This window comes from Parendozoicomonas sp. Alg238-R29 (genome assembly GCF_947331445.1).
Lineage (GTDB): Bacteria > Pseudomonadota > Gammaproteobacteria > Pseudomonadales > Endozoicomonadaceae > Sansalvadorimonas.
Genome location: NZ_CAMZOG010000018.1, coordinates 13,831 through 30,125, shown reverse-complemented (window position 1 = coordinate 30,125; position 16,295 = coordinate 13,831). Strand labels below are relative to the sequence as shown.

Below are 16,295 nucleotides of genomic sequence, written 5' to 3'. Positions count from 1 at the left end.
GCTATCTTAACCTCTGGGAGTTGGCGTTGAAGCATTGATCGGAACCTTTGTAATGCCGCTTTGCCAATTCTGCATAGAAAGAGTTACACCGTTGGTCAGAGCCTCTGTAATGGCCTGATCCTGCATATCTTCCATGGAAGCCTTCCCACTTTTACTGGCCTGTAGATAGTTCACGATCATGTCATAGGCTTTGACGATTTTAAGTTCCTTAGCGGGATTCATAATTTCTTTATCTACACTCTTCGGTGGAGCTGAATCGCCTTCAGCTCCTGGAATAATTTCGTCAGGAACAACCAGCTCTCTTGCCATTAAGCGAATCAGGTCAGGGTCTTTATCCAGGTTATGTTCCTTTGCCAGCTCTTTTTTTGTTGTTGCAAAACGCTCCAGTCGAGCTTCCGCGTCTGCAATAGCTCCGGCTCTCTGGCTGTCATCCAGGCAGCGAGCATATAAGTCAGGATTAATGCGGCGAAGCTTTGTCATTCCCTGTTGTACGCGCTCAAGATCAATTGGTTTACCCTCAGGTAGATCAAGGGCAACAAATGCTCCCTTCAGTTCTGACCATATGTTTTTCTCAACCGCTTTGGTGAAAGCGGCCTGAATGGGAAATAGTGCTTGTTCTTGGCTGGCTTGAATTTCGGCTACTTGTTTGAGTGTAACTGCTTTTTGCATAAGGCCGTGTTGCTTCAGGAAGTCTTTTAATTGTTGATGGTCAGGTGGTTGATGGTATTGAACATCATGGCCCATCGTGAAAGATTCAGAATAATTTGGTGTAACCTCGGAAAGTTTGTTCGCAAATAAAGGATGATAAGAATTGACCTGGTCGACCATCTCCTGCCATTGCTGTGTACCCATTAGACTGACCGTTTTTGTCTTGCCCCGCAGCAGATTAACTAAATCCAGTAGCCCTTCATGAAAAGCAATATCTGCCAGTTCGTTCATTCTTCGTCTAGCCAAATCCCATTGATTCTCACTGTCTTTGGGAGGTGAAAATTTGGCAAGCTTGCCTTCTAACGGGGCTCTGATAGTGGCCAGATCTTCTAAATCAGCGATGACTTTCGAGGACTTAAACCAATCACTGATCGGCTGCCCAGACTCAGATAGCACTCCAGTATGCTTTAATCGACCCAATGGTAGAGATTGATCAACTTTCACCATTTTTCCCCAATCAAGGGAACCACTTTCACAAACGAAAACCGGGCAGCATTGTGCAAGGGCTTCCATGCCTCTGGTTTGTTGATTCAGATTATCAGGCCTAAGAAAAACTATGGTTAAGGTGTTGCGCTCATCATTTTGTTCCACAACCTTTGCGAGCCCTGATGAAACCATCAAGGCACACGCTTTAGCGCCCTCAGATTCACGGTTAACTGTGATCCCTCCAGAGTGGCTTTTTTCTATGGATTGCGTGGTATTACCAGTGGCCATGGTGAAGCTCTTTTCCAACCTTTGAAAGGTGTCCCAGAGTTCAGCTTTCTGTTGTGCATTGGGTTGGCCTCGGATAAAACTGATCAAACGATTGAAAAAGCCAGCCTTTATCGGCCTGTCGGTCACTTGTCGTTGCTGCAATGCAATCCCGGAAAATGCCTGCCGTTCTTTGGGAAGATAGGCTTTCACCTGGTCTTCAGGCAAGACACTGACCTTTAATCCCTTAGCGGTCACCTCCTGGGAGAAGTGTGTTTCCTGATCCTCGGTGAATTTTGGCTGTATTGTATTGCCTGCACCAAATGTTTTCAGAGGAATGTGCTTGCCCGGCTCCATGGCAGAATCCTTAGTAAACCCTCTTTTCAGGTTAGCCCAGCTCTTCCAATTCGGTGCTTTTGTTCGGTAACCTGATTCCGCGAAAATTACAATCAAAAATCCGCAGACAGACTTCATGAAAATAGAAACGAAAGCAATTCACGCCGGTTATTCACCCGAGCCGACAACCAAGGCCGTAGCTGTGCCTGTTTACCAGACCACATCTTATGCCTTTGACAGTACTCAGCATGGTGCGGACTTATTTGATCTGAAAGTTCCCGGTAATATTTATACCCGCATCATGAACCCTACAACTGCTGTTCTTGAAGAGCGTATGGCCGCTCTGGAAGGGGGGGTTGGTGCACTGGCTGTAGCATCCGGTATGGCCGCCATTACTTATGCGATTCAGACAATTGCCGAAGCTGGCGACAATATCGTGAGTATCAACAAGCTTTACGGCGGAACCTATAACCTGTTCGCACATACCCTGCCTAAGCAAGGTATTGAAGTGCGTATGGCTCCCCACGATGATATTGATGCATTGGTTGCTCTGATTGATGACAACACCAAAGCAGTGTTTTGTGAATCAGTTGGTAACCCACTGGGCAATATTGTTGATATCGAAGCTTTGGCTAATGCTGTACACGCCAGAGGAGTACCATTGATAGTTGATAACACCGTTGCGTCCCCAGCGTTGCTGCGACCTTTTGAGTTTGGCGCTGATATTGTTATTCACTCATTAACCAAGTATCTCGGTGGTCATGGTACTTCTGTTGGTGGTGTGATTATAGATTCTGCTAAATTCCCTTGGGCAAAAAACAAAGAACGCTTCTCTGTTCTGAATACTCCAGATCCTTCTTACCACGGAGTAGTTTACACAGAAGCTATGGGCGAGGCTGCGTTTATTGGTCGTGCCCGTGTTGTTCCTCTGCGTAATACTGGTGCGGCAATTTCCCCTCTGAATGCCTTCCAGATTTTGCAGGGTATTGAAACCCTTTCTCTACGCATGGAGCGTCACTGTTTCAATGCTTTGGCGGTTGCCAATGCGTTGCAGAATCACCCTCAGGTGGAATGGGTTAATTATTCTGGTTTGCCAGACTCAAAAGATCATGAGCTGTGCCAGAAGTATATGAATGGCCAGGCTTCAGGCATTCTCAGTTTTGGTATCAAAGGTGGGCAGGAAGCGGGAGCTAAGTTTATTGATGCCCTCCAGTTGGTAACGCGACTGGTAAATATTGGTGATGCCAAGTCGCTGGCTTGCCATCCAGCTTCTACAACTCACCGCCAACTGAACGACGAAGAGCTGGTAGCTGCGGGTGTAAGCCGGGATATGGTGCGTCTCTCAATTGGTATTGAACATATCGACGATATTCTTGCCGATCTGGAACAGGCCCTCGCTGCTTCTATCTAATGTGCTCTCATAAAACCTGTGAAGGTTACTACCCTACAGGTTTTATGCTCTGTATCAGACGCTATTCTTCCACTTTTCAGTACCCTGGCTCTTCATAGTTTTCTGCAGGAAAACCGCTATACAGCTGAACAGCTTTCTGAAGAGGTTGGGCTGTCTCCCAGCGCCTGTCTGCAGCGAGTAAAGCACTTGAGAAAGATTGGAGTTATTGAGCGGGAAGTTGTCGTTGTTTCTCCCAAAGCAGCCAGTCGCCCTTTCACCATTATCACTACCGTAACCTTTCATGAAGAATCGCTGATTCATCACCAACGTTTTGAGCAGGAAATGAGAGCACACCCTTTAGTTTCTCAATGTTACTACGTAACGGGTGCCAGTGACTTTGTGATGATTTTGAGCGCAGAAAACATGGATGAGTAAGAGCGGTTTGCGACGGCTTACCTTTTGAATGCGGCCAATGTAAAGCAGTTTGAGACTCAAGTGGTAATGAAGACTATTAAGCGCAGCCTTTCATTACCACTATAGGCGACAGTTCGGTAACACCCTGTTTATGAAGAGCTATCCAAAGCCTGCAACTGGCTGACCATCTGACTTCCAATCCGATCAATAATAAATGGCGACAAACCTTCAGTGTAGTTAGTGAATCGTGGCTCTATATAGTGCCACTGCTTTCTTAACTTTTTCATCACTGGTTTTGATTCATTACTGAGTGTTTTCTCTGTAGCGTCTAGTTGAGCACTGACGGCGGTCGCTAAAACATCAAGATCTTTTTCCAGTGGTCCACGGGTTTCATCTAATCGTAAAGGAGAAAGGTAAGGCTGTTCTCAGCACTGAAGGTAATACTGACCCGGTTAACTATCAGAAGATTGTTTGGGAAGGTGCTTTCCCGGCCTGAACACGTTGTTTCTAAAACGGATGCAGGTTTCCAGATGCTTGCATCCGTTTTGCTTTCTACTGTTCAACAATGGTAATCCAAACCACTGCTAGACTTGCCCGCTTCTGTGGATATTGCACGGGTTGCACAGTGTCATTCTTCGACAGTATTCGTGATGCCCTGTTTGGAGCAACAACATCTAACGCCTATGGCGTGCAACTGGTTGATGCGCGTCAGGGGGCTCTCTACTTTCTCGCCAACAATGCAGTTCGATTGAAGAAAATCCAAACCGACACCCATCAAAGCGACTGGGAAGTTATAGAAGCTTGATCTAGTTTCTTTGGCCTTATGTCGGAAAGTTGCAATGGGAGAGGTCGCAATGAAAACCAACGCCAGTCAATATCGCATGCTATTGGTATGTACCATTGGCTGTGCGCTGGAAACCTACGACTTTATGATTTATGCGCTGATGGCACCGTACACCAGCGCAATCTTTTTCCCTAACGAAAGTGACGTTAGCGGACTTCTTCTGACGTTTGCCACTTTTGGTATCGGTTACCTATCCCGACCTTTTGGTGCTGCTCTTTTCGGCCATATTGGTGACCGACATGGGCGAAAAAAACCTTTTTCGGTAACTATTCTGTTAATGGCTGCCAGCACAGCATTTATAGGCTTGCTGCCCGGGTATTCCACTCTGGGAGCTGCCGCACCGCTTCTGCTGCTGGGGCTTCGTCTGCTTCAAGGGGTGTCAATGGGGGGAGAAGTTGGTGGTGCACTCACTTATACCCAGGAAATTTTACCGACTCGGAAAGCATTTGCATCCTGTACGGTTGTCTGCGGTATGATTTTTGGGCTGGCACTGGGGCATTTGATTCATGCCCTACTCAAAGCCTTGATGTCACCTGAAACTATGGTGGAAATGGGGTGGCGTATTGCGTTTATGATTGGTGGAGGGTTAGGGATTATTGGCTACCTAATTCGTACCCACTTTCGAGAAACCGCGGGCTTTCTGGCTATACAAAAAAACAAAAGCGTACACGCTGTACCTTTAATGCACCTCATTGCCAATCACCCCAAGGCTGTGGTTACCGGTATGCTGTCTACCATGGCCCATGGTTTTACTTCTATTTACCTGCTGGTATTCCTTCCCATTTGGCTTGGAAGGCAATTTCCGACAAATGATGAATTCATAACTCTTTTGAGCTCAGCAACATGTGTTGTTGCTGCCTTGCTCAGCTTGTTCTTTGGTTTTATGGCCGACAAGTGGTGTGGACGACTGTCGTTTATGTCCTATTTGGCCATCATCTGTATAAGCCTGCCAATGACACAGTTTATTTTATCCGACATGTCGCGACTGCCACAGTTAGCCTTGGTAGCCAGTTCTATTCTGGTGGCAATGATGTGCGCAGGTAGTATGTGGATATTCAGTCAACAGTTCACAACAGATATCCGTTATACCGGCTCAGGAGTGTCTTACAATATCGGTTTTGCACTGAGTGGTGGCATGACGCCCCTACTGGCCACTTATATCGCAGAGAAAACAGCCACCAATTATGGAACAGGCTATGTTCTTGTCTTTGCTGGGTTATGTGGTTTCATAGCGATGATTTTTAATCATCAACAAAATTGCCGTAAGCCTCCGGAGCAAGGTTTTCAAAGCGGGAAAGACGACCCAGGAAGGCAACACGTACAGAGCCAATAGGGCCGTTACGCTGCTTACCAATAATGATTTCTGCAACGCCTTTGTGTTCGGTATCCGGGTTGTACACTTCATCCCGGTAAATAAACATAATGACGTCTGCATCCTGCTCAATCGCTCCGGATTCACGGAGGTCTGAGTTTACAGGGCGTTTGTTAGGGCGTTGCTCCAAAGATCGGTTTAGCTGAGAAAGAGCAATAACCGGGCATTCAAACTCTTTCGCCATTGCTTTGATGGAGCGGGATATCTCAGAAATCTCGTTGGTTCGACCTTCACTGAAACCGGGGATTTGCATTAACTGCAGGTAATCGATCATTACCATGCCGATTTTGCCATGTTCCCGATGAATACGGCGCAAACGGGTACGCATCTCCTGTGGACTTATACCTGCGGAGTCATCGATAAAAAGTTTTTTCTCTTTCAGGCTTTTTACTGCATTGGAAAGTTTGGGCCAGTCTTCATCTTCCAACTTACCTGTACGCACTTTACCTTGGTCAATGCGCCCCAGGGATGACAGGCTCCGCATCATTAACTGTTCAGCAGGCATTTCCAGACTGAACACCACAACACAGTCGTCAGATGACAACAGCGCATTCTCAACAAGGTTCATGGAGAAGGTGGTTTTACCCATAGAAGGACGGGCTGCGACAACTATCATATCGGACGGTTGAAAGCCGGATGTCATCTCATCCAGATCTTTAAAGCCAGTCGTCAAGCCGGTAATCATACCGGTGGTTTTGAACAGCTCGTCAATCTTCTCGACAGTTCTCTTTAGCAGTTCTCGGGCGCCTACCGGACCACCTTCTTTGGCTCGGGATTCAGCAATGTTGAAAACTTCCCGTTCCGCCATCTCAACAACATCATCGGCTTTCCGGCCTTCCGGAACATAGGCAGCATCTGCTATTCGCTGGGATGCGCTGATCAGTTGCCGAAGAACGGAGCGTTCGTAAACGATCTCGGCATAAGCTCGAAGATTGGCAACGCTGGGAATACTTTCAACCAGTTCTGTCAGATAAGAAATGCCACCACTTTCTTCAAGGTGACCTTTCCGATCCAATTCTTCAGCAACAGTAATGGGGTCAAAAGGCTTAGACTCCAGAGCCAGAGCTTGTACGCATTCGAATAACTGGCGGTGGGCGGGGTTATAGAAATCATCTGTTGTGACTTTATCCCCGACCTTATCCCAGGCTTCGTTATCCAGCATTAAACCACCAAGTACCGACTGCTCAGCCTCAATGGAGTGCGGCGGAGTTTTGAGGGAGGCCAGAGCCTCATCAATAGGCAGTTCTCTGGAGATCTCTGTGTCCAGCATAAGCGTGGTGGAAACCTGTCTAACGTAAATCTGGAAGAAAAATTATATTACCGGCTGGGGCAGCTCGGGTAAAACAAATAAAAAAAGCCACTGACATCATAAGATGGCAGCGGCTTTTTTGTATAGGCGTTCGTTGCTGATAGCAGTTGTTGCTAAAAGCCGTGAAACTTATTCAGCTTCAACGAATACCTTAACAGTTGCAGATACATCAGTGTGCAGCTGCAGAGCGATGTCGAATTCGCCGATGGTACGGATAGGACCAGCAGGCAGACGAATTTCGCTTTTGGCAACTTCAACGCCAACGGCAGAGATAGACTCAGCCAGGTCGCGAGTACCGATAGAACCGAACAGTTTGCCTTCATCGCCAGCTTTGGCAGTGATGGTCAGTTCGATTTCATCCAGTTGTTCTGCGCGCTGTTGTGCAGTAGCAAGCTTCTCATTAGCTGCTTTTTCCAGCTCAGCACGGCGAGCTTCGAATTGAGCAACGTTGTCTTTGGTAGCTGGAACAGCTTTACCAAAAGGAACCAGAAAGTTACGGCCATAACCAGCTTTAACTTTAACCTTGTCACCCAGTGCGCCGAGGTTGGCGACTTTTTCAAGAAGAATAACTTCCATTTGTATCTACCTTTCACCAGAAATTGGATTAGTCCGACATCCTGTGTTCGAGACGAGCTCGAATATTCAGCAGGCTGTCTAGACAGGCCAGTAATACAACCACGGGATAAACCGCTAACAGCAATATGTAAAACAGTACAAACCAGCTTTGCCCCATCCCTTGCTTCCATAACAGAGCGTGAACAAGCACTGCTCCGGCAACAAGCAGGGGAACGATGGTAACAGGTTGCATGGCAGCTGCTACTAACCCTGGGCTAAAAGAAACCACTGTTAACATCAGCAACATAATGAATGATGCTGTGGGCGAAAAGCGAAGTTCTAACAATTCTTCTCGCAAACCACCAGGGTTATAGAGGCGGGATTGCCAGAAGCGCCCCAGCACCAGTGACAGTACAGAACTGATACAGGCGGTAAGGGAAACACTTTTCAAAAAACTGGCTTCAATCAAGGTTCGAAATTCGGTGTCTGTCAGTTTCGCTCCGTGAGCGAAAGCAGTACTGAAATCCGAGCCATAAAACTTATGGAAAGCACTAACAACGACGTTCATTTGCGGGCCGTAGTAAGTTACTACGCACCATGCGGCAACTAAACCCGTTGGCAGCACTCCCAACAGTGTACTGCTCCAGGACATGGTACGTCGTAAACACATGGCTAAAACCATTGTGATAACGATGCAGAGCAAACCTAAAGGTTGCCCGGCCCATGTCCAGGCGATGGCTGGAAGAATTGCCCAGAGAGCAACCTGCAAACCATCTGAAAAACCACGCCGGAGTGTAACCAGCGCGACAGCTGCTGCGCTCAGCCAGAACATCATGGGTGTAGCAGAAGCCAGCACTGCAACAAATGCAGCCTGTAATCTTCCACGCATGATGAACTCACTCAGCGCACGCATTATTCACTCCATGGCGGCGATTACTAAGAACTGCCGCTCTGTCTTACCTGATCGATTAGTGGCGATCGGTGTAAGGCAGCAGAGCAACGTAACGAGCACGCTTGATGGCAGTAGCCAGCTGACGCTGGTAACGAGCCTTGGTGCCAGTAATACGGCTAGGTACGATCTTGCCGGTTTCGGTGATGTACGCCTTCAGGGTGTTCAGATCTTTGTAATCGATCTCCTGAACGCCTTCAGCAGTGAAACGGCAGAACTTGCGACGACGGAAAAAACGTGCCATTTGCAACGTCTCCTTATTAGACGGTTATCCTGAAATCAGGCCTTAAACCTGGGTTATTCTGCAGCTTCTTCGGAAGCAGCTTTGTCGGCAGCAGGAGCTTCACGACGCTCTTCACGGCGATCTTCACGACGGTCGTCGCGGCGCTCTTGACGCTCATCAGCTTGCATCATGATGGAAGGCTCGGTGATAGCTTCGTTACGACGAATAACCATGTTACGGATAACAGCGTCGTTGAAACGGAAGTTGCTGGTCAGTTCAGCCAGAGCTGCATCGCCACACTCAACGTTCATCAGAACGTAGTGAGCTTTGTGAATCTTCTGAATTGGGAAAGCCAGTTGGCGGCGACCCCAGTCTTCCAGACGATGTACAGAACCGTTATCTTCTTCAATGAGCTTCTTGTAACGCTCAACCATTGCGGGAACCTGCTCGCTCTGGTCAGGGTGTACAAGGAACACAATTTCGTAATGACGCATGACTGCTCCTTACGGGTTATCAGCCTTCCTTGTGCGTCGAAATGCTGAATCCAGTTTTCGGTGCTAGGTAAGGCAAGGAGTAATGGAAATACCCTTCAGGATATTTCCGGGAAATGTATCTGTGAGAACAGTGTCGCCACTGAAAATCACAGGAACCGGGCATTTTAGAGAAGGGGGCAGAGCCACGCAAGCGAATTGGGCGCTGTATTTGTCCCGAAGTGGTGTTGAATATGGTCGGGATAATCCGATATTTCCCTGATGTAAGTGCTCCCTTTACACTGCAGACTATGAAAGTAGCCCTTTTTTTTATGCAAATCGAAGGGTTCCTGGCAGGAGCATTTATGAGTAACCGTGGAAAAAAAGATACCTGCCCACTTTGTGGTGATGCAGTAGGGTGTGGTGATGCAGTGGGGTGTGGTGTTGTGGCAGGAAAGGACACGTGCTGGTGTTTTGATCTTCCCCGTTTGGGAACCAGACCTGAAGGATTATCTGAGAAATCCTGTCTTTGTAAAACTTGCCTGGAAAAACTGAAGAAAGCTGAAGAGCTTTCGACTCCTGTTATTTAGTTAAAGACTGGTAGCGCTGCCGCCAGTCTTTTTCCCATGCCGCTAGTTTATTGAAGGGCATTGGGCGTGCGATGAGATAGCCCTGAGAGTAATCACATCCCATGGATTTGAGTTCATGCCAGCTTTCAGGCGTTTCAACCCCCTCAGCCACGGTCTTTAGCCCCAGACGGGAAGCCAGCTCAATGTTTGAGAGAACAATGGTTTTGCAGGACTCTTTTACACCAAGCCCCATAACAAAGGACTGGTCAATTTTTAGCTCAGAAAATGGGATGCGGTTTAACTGCTGAAAATTGGAGAAGCCGGTACCAAAGTCATCAATAGATAAGGAAAATCCTTTTATACGCAGTCGGGCAAGAGTCTCCAGACTTCGAGCCATATTTCTCATCACAACATTTTCAGTCAGCTCCAGAGTCATACGGCAAGTTGAAACCCCATGGTGGGCCATAATCTCTTCTAACTTCCCAGGCATATCCATATCTTCGAGGAGTGTGGGTGAGAGATTAACCGCAACAGAAATGTCTTTCCCTTCTCTTTGCCATTGGCAAAGGTGCTCAACGATTTCGTGAACCTGCTTCCATGTCAGCTGGTCGATAATGCCGGACTTTTCCATAACCGGAACAAAGCGGGCCGGGAAAACAATTCCGTGCTCCGGATGGTTCCAGCGAGCCAATGCTTCTGAAGAAACCCAGGCACCATCGCTCATTCTTACTTTGGGTTGATACCAGACTTCGAACTCATTGTTATCCAGACCATGGATGATATCTTCTTCCGAGAAAGAGTCAGACCACTTTTCTGGGTTTCTTGCCCTGTCTTCTTTTCGGTACTGTTCAATAACTCGGCGCATCTTATCGCGGGTGACTGGCTTCTCAATGTTGCTGAGAACCTGTAGCCCATGCTCCTGGGCCATATCTTCAACGGTATGTATCAGTGCTGAATCAAGGGCGCTGGCAATGACGACTGTGCCGGCGAGTTTTTGTTCTGCGACATGCCTCAGAAATTCAACGCCGTCCATGCCGGGCATATCAAGATCACTGAGCACGATGTGAACGGGGTCGGGGTGGGCAACCATCTGTCTCAGGGCGTCATCGCCATCAGCTGCGGATAGAACACATTCGCAACCCAGGTCTTCGAGAACCTTTGTAGCTATAGCTCGCTGGAAGTTGTTGTCTTCAACTACGAGAAGAGTCAGCCCTTTACCTTCATCGGTCATGCCTGAGTTGCCTCTCCCGATACCTGAAAATCCCATGCTTTCCTGTAAAAAGTCATCAGCTTCCCTGAGCGTAAGATGTCCCGACAGAAAATATATCGACCATTGCTTCCATGGCTGTACTCCGTGGAAGCAACGGTTAACTTGGGAAGAGCTGGACTAGTGGCCGGTGGTTATCCGCGTCCACTCACGGGAAACCAGACGACGTAACTTGCTGTCCAGAGGTTTAAAGATGTACAGCTTCTTCTCAATAGCGCCAGAAGGGTAAACGCCGGGATTCTGACGAAGTTCCTTATCTACGTATTGAGTGGCGGCCTTGTTGGGGTTGGCGTAGTAAACATAGTCAGTGATGCCGGCAATGACTTTGGGTTCAAGAATGTAATCCAGAAACTTATAAGCGTTCTCCTTGTTACGGGCATCCTTTGGAATTGCCATAACGTCATAGGAAACAGCAGCACCTTCCTTAGGAATCACATACTCAACATGTACTCCGTTGCCAGCGTTTTGAGCGCGTTCATCGGCAATCAAGGCGTCGCCAGACCAGACAATCGCCACACAGATATCGCCGTTCGCCAGATCAGACAACGCTCTGGAAGAGTTAAAGTAAGTTACGTAAGGGGTGACTTTAGAGAGCATTTCCGTAGCCTTGCGGTATTCACCACTTCTGCGGGAATTAGGGTCTTTGCCCATGAAGCGCAGAGCCGCCGGGAAGACTTCTGTCGGCGCATCCATAAATGCAACACCACAGCCTTCAAGCTTCTTCATATATTTAGGATCAAAAACCAGAGCCCAGCTGTCGATAGGCGCATCTTTGCCGGCGTACTCTTTCACTTTGGCGGGGTTGATTGCCAGGCCAGTGGTTTGCCACAGGTAAGGGACTCCGTACTTATTGCCAGGGTCTACGGCATCCATCAGCTTCATGGCTTCTGGGGATAGGTTGCTGTAGTTCTTTAGCTTGCTCTTATCCAGAGGCTCATACACACCGGCCTTAATCTGGTTAGCAAGGAAGTCATGGGATGGGGCAACAATGTCGTAACCACTGCGGCCAGATAGCAGCTTGGCTTCCAGTACTTCATTACTATCGTATACGTCGTAAGTGACTTTGATGCCAGACTGTTTCTCAAAATCTGGAATGGTTTCCGGTGAAATGTAGTCATACCAGTTGTAGATATAGAGCTCACCGGCATTACTTTTTTCTTCAGCCTGAACAAAACCGGGAATAACAGCAAGGGCAGAGAGCAGGCAGGTTGCCCGCAGCGCACTGGAAATACGAACCATGGCAGGGGTTCTCCAGAAAACAGTGGAAAGGAAGTATAAAGAGAGTTTGAGACGGCGGCGGAGAATAACAGCTTTATAACGGGGTTCAAGGCTTTTCAGGCAATAAAAAAGCTGTTTAGATTTTCATCCAAACAGCTCTTCATAGAACGTATGAGTTACGTTAGGGCTTGAGGCCACTCATAAACTCAATTGCACCACTGATTTCATCTTCAGAACAGTCAGCACAGGTTCCTTTAGGAGGCATGGAACGTATACCGTTAATGGCGTTAGTCAGCAATTGGTTATAAGAACCGGCTGTAGCCAGTTTCTCTTTCCATGCTGCACCATCACCCTTCTTGGGAGCTCCCAATATGCCAGCTGTATGGCAGGCTGTACAATATGAGTTATAAACGCTCTCACCGCTGCGAGGGCCGCTACTGGCTGCAGCAGCAGGTGCCGCTGTCGCACATGGTTGGCCTTCCAGGCATACCTCACCAACAGGTGCGATACGCTCGGCAATTTCTTCACGGGTAATCTTATCGACTTCAGCCGGTGCAGCCATCACCAGACCTGTCATCATGCCCCCCAGCAAAACAGCTACCTTCACAGCACGCATCCTGTTGACGTTTGCCACTCGCCTTTCCTCATTATTGCTCACGGACTTATTCGGGAATCCGCCTTAGTTTTCCTGGCATGTTTTGTTAATCCCCCAAGGTTTTTGTTCTTCGGGTTTGGCATGCGCAGGAACGTAAAAGACTGGCCCATTTGTTATCGCCGGTTGCGATTATAGACAAATGCTACCTTCGCAACAATGATGCGGGAGCCCAGTCAAGATGAGTAAAACGCATTCCGGAAGGTAAAAGCCGAAGAGGTGGGTAAGTCGTGGCTCTAAAAGCGTTCAAGCGCTTGAGTATCCTCAAAAAAGCCGTAGACTTGCGCAAGTCTCCTGAGTATTATTGGCGCCGCTTTCCGGAGCTCGCTTCAGGAAGTCAACATGTGACATGCACCCTTAGCTCAGCTGGATAGAGCGCTGCCCTCCGGAGGCAGAGGTCAGAGGTTCGAATCCTCTAGGGTGCGCCATGTTTCACTGACTTTAAGTGACTCTTCCATGAGAAGAGAACATTTGTTTGTATTGCCCACCTTTTCTTTTCATTGTTCCTGCTAAGTCAGCCACTTTCTCGTCGAATCTACATTCCAGGTCTCGCTCCAGATAACTGCCCCAAACTGTTTCCAAAGCATACTGCATACCTTCCATGTTCAAGTGTGACCCGTTTGAAACAGCCTCTCTCACACAGTCCTGCGTTTCTGTTTCTGTTCCTAGCTGGGCATTTATAGATAAACGTGAAATAGCGAGATCGAGCTTCACAGCACAGAGGAGCCCGATTGAATAAAACTCCTGTTTACGCAGTTCCATATACCTACCCAAAGCAGACTTGGGACTCACTCCAACTTTTGCTTCCAGTTTCTGAAAGAATGTTTTTCCTCTTTGGGTTTGATCAGCCCGGTTTCTTTTATTCAGCTGATTCAGCTGCACTTTCAGCGCAGCAAGTTCTGAGATTTTTTCCCTGTACACACCAAAAGAGTGACTTCCTCCTTTCAAGAGGTGATCTAACTTTGCAGATGATTCCATAAACTCATTCCGAGTTTTTCGAACTTCTGTGAAAAAATCTTCTACGGCATTGGCCTGATCTGGAGAAAGCCCTTTCATTGGAGGCTTTTGCATATCCATCTCACATCGGTATGCAGTAACTTTCCTCTCCAACTCTTCCAAACTTTTGTACCATGCTGTTTCGAATTTGGCCTGCATTTCTTTTTGTACCTCAGAAGAGATAGCTTCTTCCTTTAAACTGGTTCTTTCAGATATATTTTCGACACCACCTAAAGACTTTTCCTGCATTTTCCCGTAGTGATGAGGAAATGGCATTTTGGTATTCATTTGTCGAAGTTGCTTAGCCATGTCTGCAGATTCACTCAGCTTATGAGTAACCTCAGACCATGAAGCTATTTCACTGGCAACATGCATCCTGTAGAGAGCCTCGGTTGGTGATACATTTGTATGGCACCATCCCCCTTTGTAGCGAATAACCGTAGTGTCCAATTCACTGCTATCTGAAGAAACTTCACAGCTGAGTGCCAGAGGCTGTAGAGATAGACCAGAGCTGCTACCAGATTCAGGAGAAGACAATACAGAAGACTTGGAAGATACTGTCGAATGGGGGGCTAATAACCCTTCTGTGAAACCCTCAGCAGACAGGTCTTCCGATCCACCCCTGCTGTGAAGTGGTACGACAGTTAGGTGAGTATCTTTCTCCATCGAAACAGAACGCCGGGGAGGCGCTTTCGAGGAGCAGGCTGGGTCTGGTGTCACAACAATTCTATGAAGAGCTGTTGAGCTTCGGCTGAGAGTATCCAGACTTTTTCCCAAACTCCGGCTCTTCGCCGACGATAAGCTGCTTTTGGATGAGTGGCTGGAAGAACTCCCTGGACTCAGGCCAGATGCCCGTCTCTGCTTTCTATAAGAGCTACGGTTGGTGGTTATGTCATACACGCAGTTACACCAGCCAGGAACCCAAACACCCCTGATTTTGGATATTTCCAAACTGCGCCTTAGCTGGATAAACCCTTTGTGAACTTCATCATTACCTGCGATGCAGTAACGGTCAAAACCAACCCTTGCATCAATTCTTATTTTGTCGCTGTTAATCAGAGTTATTTTGATCTCACTGCCAGTCCCTTTATGCCCCGAAGTGTCAGGCTGTATTTGGTATACTGTTTTTAAGTTATCAACAAGCTCATCAAAGGCATCATCGGTAGCTAATGTATCAATAACTACGGATGCTCCAGGCGCAAACTTTTCAACATAAGCACGAATACAACTTGCAGCCTGATACTCATCAATCTTTTCCTCACTCTCCAAAGTCATGTGATAACGGCTGCTATAGAAAGGCAGAAACTCGGTGTCCGATAGCTGTAACTGCAGAACGACGTCAGAGTTCTTCACAGCCTCAAGATGTAAACTGGGATCTCGCCTACAGCTCGTTGCTTGAGACTGTTTGGGCACTAGAGAGCACACCGAACTGCTGCGTGAACAGTCTTTATATTTGGGGTCGGATGATGTGACATCTTTTCCGTTGATTACAACGTCACTATCGAAAGGAATAAAAAACGCTCCCTTTTCAACAGGCAGAGGGTCTGTTCTTAAAGAAACATTGATTTTGGGGGGAGCTGGGGATCGGTTTGCTAGAATCGACTTTAAATAAATGAGGCTCACGCGATCTTGGTGGGAACGCATAACTTTTTCAGCATGATTCATACTTGAGGTGTTTGTTTCTGCATGAGCGGTATCTTCAGGCTCATCACTTGAATAAAAACGTGCAACTGAAGAAATCGAAGCCTCTGTTCTGGTTTTGTAGGCCGTGGCTTCTGACTCTTTTGCGAATGCATTTGCTGGAAACTTACTGACCTGTCTGGAAAATCCTTCATATTTTTGTGCCAGCTCGTTTCCTATCTGGATACCTTCTGGAATAGCAGCAGTTTGCAATACCTCAACAACCATCGAGTTCGGGAAGTTGAAGACTTGCTGGGCCATTGCGGGAGGTTCTTGGCTTGCAGGTCTTCCCGCGTCTGTTTGTTTCACTGTTCCTATAGTTTTGTCATTCGGCTTAAGCTCACCTCGAACAGAAGTAGATGCAGGGAGAACGAAAACGTCTCTTTCGGTCGCTTTAGGCGTCAAACAATCCGTGTCACTGGATTCTGATAGCATCTTCTTTCTTTGATGAGCCGGCGTAACACTTCCTCCTCGGTAAGATGCTTCAGTGGTTTGTTGTTCTGCGTCTTTTTGGGGAGCGTTTACTTTACTGCTCTGTGCCGAAGTTGCATGAAACCGTAATTGTTCACTCATGGGTAAAACTTCCCTGTTTCAAGTTATTTACTGGAGAAACAAGTAAGACAGTTACATTGCAGAAAGGTTTTAACAGGCTT

The 16,295-nt window shown here is 47.5% G+C and carries 16 protein-coding genes and 1 tRNA gene; 6 read left to right on the top strand and 11 right to left on the bottom strand.

Annotated elements, in window-relative coordinates; translation table 11 throughout:
* Positions 1 to 6: 6 nt before the first annotated feature.
* Positions 7 to 1,755 (bottom strand): hypothetical protein, encoded by a 1,749-nt coding sequence (locus tag QMA35_RS06700; protein WP_281646368.1) that lies wholly within the window; start codon positions 1,753 to 1,755, stop codon positions 7 to 9.
* Positions 1,756 to 1,870: 115 nt separating this feature from the next.
* On the opposite strand from QMA35_RS06700, the gene QMA35_RS06695 reads away from it, so the two are divergent.
* Together QMA35_RS06695 and QMA35_RS06690 are read left to right on the top strand one after the other, a co-directional pair.
* A complete protein-coding gene (locus QMA35_RS06695) occupies positions 1,871 to 3,145 on the top strand; it encodes a bifunctional O-acetylhomoserine aminocarboxypropyltransferase/cysteine synthase (RefSeq protein WP_281646367.1) in 1,275 nt (424 codons plus the stop codon).
* Positions 3,146 to 3,163: 18 nt separating this feature from the next.
* A complete protein-coding gene (locus QMA35_RS06690; protein ID WP_281646366.1) occupies positions 3,164 to 3,559 on the top strand; it encodes an Lrp/AsnC family transcriptional regulator in 396 nt (131 codons plus the stop codon).
* Between the two features lie 128 nt (positions 3,560 to 3,687).
* Here the strand turns inward: QMA35_RS06690 and QMA35_RS06685 are convergent, their stop codons facing one another.
* On the bottom strand, positions 3,688 to 3,825 hold the full coding sequence (locus QMA35_RS06685; RefSeq protein ID WP_281646365.1) for a hypothetical protein: 138 nt from the start codon (positions 3,823 to 3,825) through the stop codon (positions 3,688 to 3,690).
* Between the two features lie 338 nt (positions 3,826 to 4,163).
* On the opposite strand from QMA35_RS06685, the gene QMA35_RS06680 reads away from it, so the two are divergent.
* Together QMA35_RS06680 and QMA35_RS06675 are read left to right on the top strand one after the other, a co-directional pair.
* Positions 4,164 to 4,343, top strand: coding sequence for a hypothetical protein (locus QMA35_RS06680; protein ID WP_281646364.1), 180 nt, complete (start codon positions 4,164 to 4,166; stop codon positions 4,341 to 4,343).
* Between the two features lie 49 nt (positions 4,344 to 4,392).
* On the top strand, positions 4,393 to 5,715 hold the full coding sequence (locus tag QMA35_RS06675; protein ID WP_281646363.1) for an MFS transporter: 1,323 nt from the start codon (positions 4,393 to 4,395) through the stop codon (positions 5,713 to 5,715).
* Here QMA35_RS06675 and dnaB read toward each other — a convergent pair.
* From dnaB to rpsF, 5 genes are all read right to left on the bottom strand, one after another.
* Positions 5,624 to 7,024, bottom strand: coding sequence for a replicative DNA helicase (gene dnaB / locus QMA35_RS06670; RefSeq protein WP_281646362.1), 1,401 nt, complete (start codon positions 7,022 to 7,024; stop codon positions 5,624 to 5,626). The two genes, QMA35_RS06675 and dnaB, sit on opposite strands and share 92 nt — an antisense overlap.
* A 168-nt stretch (positions 7,025 to 7,192) precedes the next feature.
* Positions 7,193 to 7,639, bottom strand: coding sequence for a 50S ribosomal protein L9 (rplI, locus tag QMA35_RS06665; RefSeq protein ID WP_281646361.1), 447 nt, complete (start codon positions 7,637 to 7,639; stop codon positions 7,193 to 7,195).
* 28 nt (positions 7,640 to 7,667) lie between these two features.
* Positions 7,668 to 8,531, bottom strand: coding sequence for a hypothetical protein (locus QMA35_RS06660; RefSeq protein WP_281646360.1), 864 nt, complete (start codon positions 8,529 to 8,531; stop codon positions 7,668 to 7,670).
* A gap of 55 nt (positions 8,532 to 8,586) precedes the next feature.
* Complete coding sequence (rpsR, locus tag QMA35_RS06655) at positions 8,587 to 8,811, bottom strand: 30S ribosomal protein S18 (RefSeq protein ID WP_281646359.1); 225 nt, start codon at positions 8,809 to 8,811, stop codon at positions 8,587 to 8,589.
* Positions 8,812 to 8,864: 53 nt separating this feature from the next.
* A complete protein-coding gene (gene rpsF, locus QMA35_RS06650; protein WP_281646358.1) occupies positions 8,865 to 9,284 on the bottom strand; it encodes a 30S ribosomal protein S6 in 420 nt (139 codons plus the stop codon).
* Positions 9,285 to 9,625: 341 nt separating this feature from the next.
* Between rpsF and QMA35_RS06645 the strand changes: the two genes are divergently transcribed.
* Complete coding sequence (locus QMA35_RS06645; protein ID WP_281646357.1) at positions 9,626 to 9,850, top strand: cysteine-rich CWC family protein; 225 nt, start codon at positions 9,626 to 9,628, stop codon at positions 9,848 to 9,850.
* Here QMA35_RS06645 and QMA35_RS06640 read toward each other — a convergent pair.
* From QMA35_RS06640 to QMA35_RS06630, 3 genes are all read right to left on the bottom strand, one after another.
* Complete coding sequence (locus QMA35_RS06640; RefSeq protein WP_281646356.1) at positions 9,843 to 11,096, bottom strand: EAL domain-containing protein; 1,254 nt, start codon at positions 11,094 to 11,096, stop codon at positions 9,843 to 9,845. The two genes, QMA35_RS06645 and QMA35_RS06640, sit on opposite strands and share 8 nt — an antisense overlap.
* A 120-nt stretch (positions 11,097 to 11,216) precedes the next feature.
* Entirely contained in the window at positions 11,217 to 12,335 is a 1,119-nt protein-coding gene (locus QMA35_RS06635; RefSeq protein WP_281646355.1) for a polyamine ABC transporter substrate-binding protein, read from the bottom strand.
* Positions 12,336 to 12,495: 160 nt separating this feature from the next.
* Positions 12,496 to 12,948, bottom strand: a complete 453-nt coding sequence (locus QMA35_RS06630) for a c-type cytochrome (RefSeq protein ID WP_281646354.1) — start codon at positions 12,946 to 12,948, stop codon at positions 12,496 to 12,498.
* Positions 12,949 to 13,317: 369 nt separating this feature from the next.
* Between QMA35_RS06630 and QMA35_RS06625 the strand changes: the two genes are divergently transcribed.
* Positions 13,318 to 13,394, top strand: a tRNA-Arg gene (locus QMA35_RS06625).
* 13 nt (positions 13,395 to 13,407) lie between these two features.
* Here QMA35_RS06625 and QMA35_RS06620 read toward each other — a convergent pair.
* Entirely contained in the window at positions 13,408 to 16,215 is a 2,808-nt protein-coding gene (locus QMA35_RS06620; protein WP_281646353.1) for a hypothetical protein, read from the bottom strand.
* Positions 16,216 to 16,295: the final 80 nt, after the last annotated feature.

Bases quoted from the DNA above. Each gene is read 5' to 3' on its own strand.
- QMA35_RS06700 (WP_281646368.1), bottom strand. From the start codon at position 1,755: ATGGAGCCGGGCAAGCACATTCCTCTGAAAACATTTGGTGCAGGCAAT.
- QMA35_RS06695 (WP_281646367.1), top strand. From the start codon at position 1,871: ATGAAAATAGAAACGAAAGCAATTCACGCCGGTTATTCACCCGAGCCG.
- QMA35_RS06685 (WP_281646365.1), bottom strand. From the start codon at position 3,825: ATGAAAAAGTTAAGAAAGCAGTGGCACTATATAGAGCCACGATTCACT.
- QMA35_RS06675 (WP_281646363.1), top strand. From the start codon at position 4,393: ATGAAAACCAACGCCAGTCAATATCGCATGCTATTGGTATGTACCATT.
- dnaB (WP_281646362.1), bottom strand. From the start codon at position 7,024: ATGCTGGACACAGAGATCTCCAGAGAACTGCCTATTGATGAGGCTCTG.
- rplI (WP_281646361.1), bottom strand. From the start codon at position 7,639: ATGGAAGTTATTCTTCTTGAAAAAGTCGCCAACCTCGGCGCACTGGGT.
- QMA35_RS06660 (WP_281646360.1), bottom strand. From the start codon at position 8,531: ATGCGTGCGCTGAGTGAGTTCATCATGCGTGGAAGATTACAGGCTGCA.
- rpsR (WP_281646359.1), bottom strand. From the start codon at position 8,811: ATGGCACGTTTTTTCCGTCGTCGCAAGTTCTGCCGTTTCACTGCTGAA.
- rpsF (WP_281646358.1), bottom strand. From the start codon at position 9,284: ATGCGTCATTACGAAATTGTGTTCCTTGTACACCCTGACCAGAGCGAG.
- QMA35_RS06645 (WP_281646357.1), top strand. From the start codon at position 9,626: ATGAGTAACCGTGGAAAAAAAGATACCTGCCCACTTTGTGGTGATGCA.
- QMA35_RS06640 (WP_281646356.1), bottom strand. From the start codon at position 11,096: ATGGGATTTTCAGGTATCGGGAGAGGCAACTCAGGCATGACCGATGAA.
- QMA35_RS06635 (WP_281646355.1), bottom strand. From the start codon at position 12,335: ATGGTTCGTATTTCCAGTGCGCTGCGGGCAACCTGCCTGCTCTCTGCC.
- QMA35_RS06620 (WP_281646353.1), bottom strand. From the start codon at position 16,215: ATGAGTGAACAATTACGGTTTCATGCAACTTCGGCACAGAGCAGTAAA.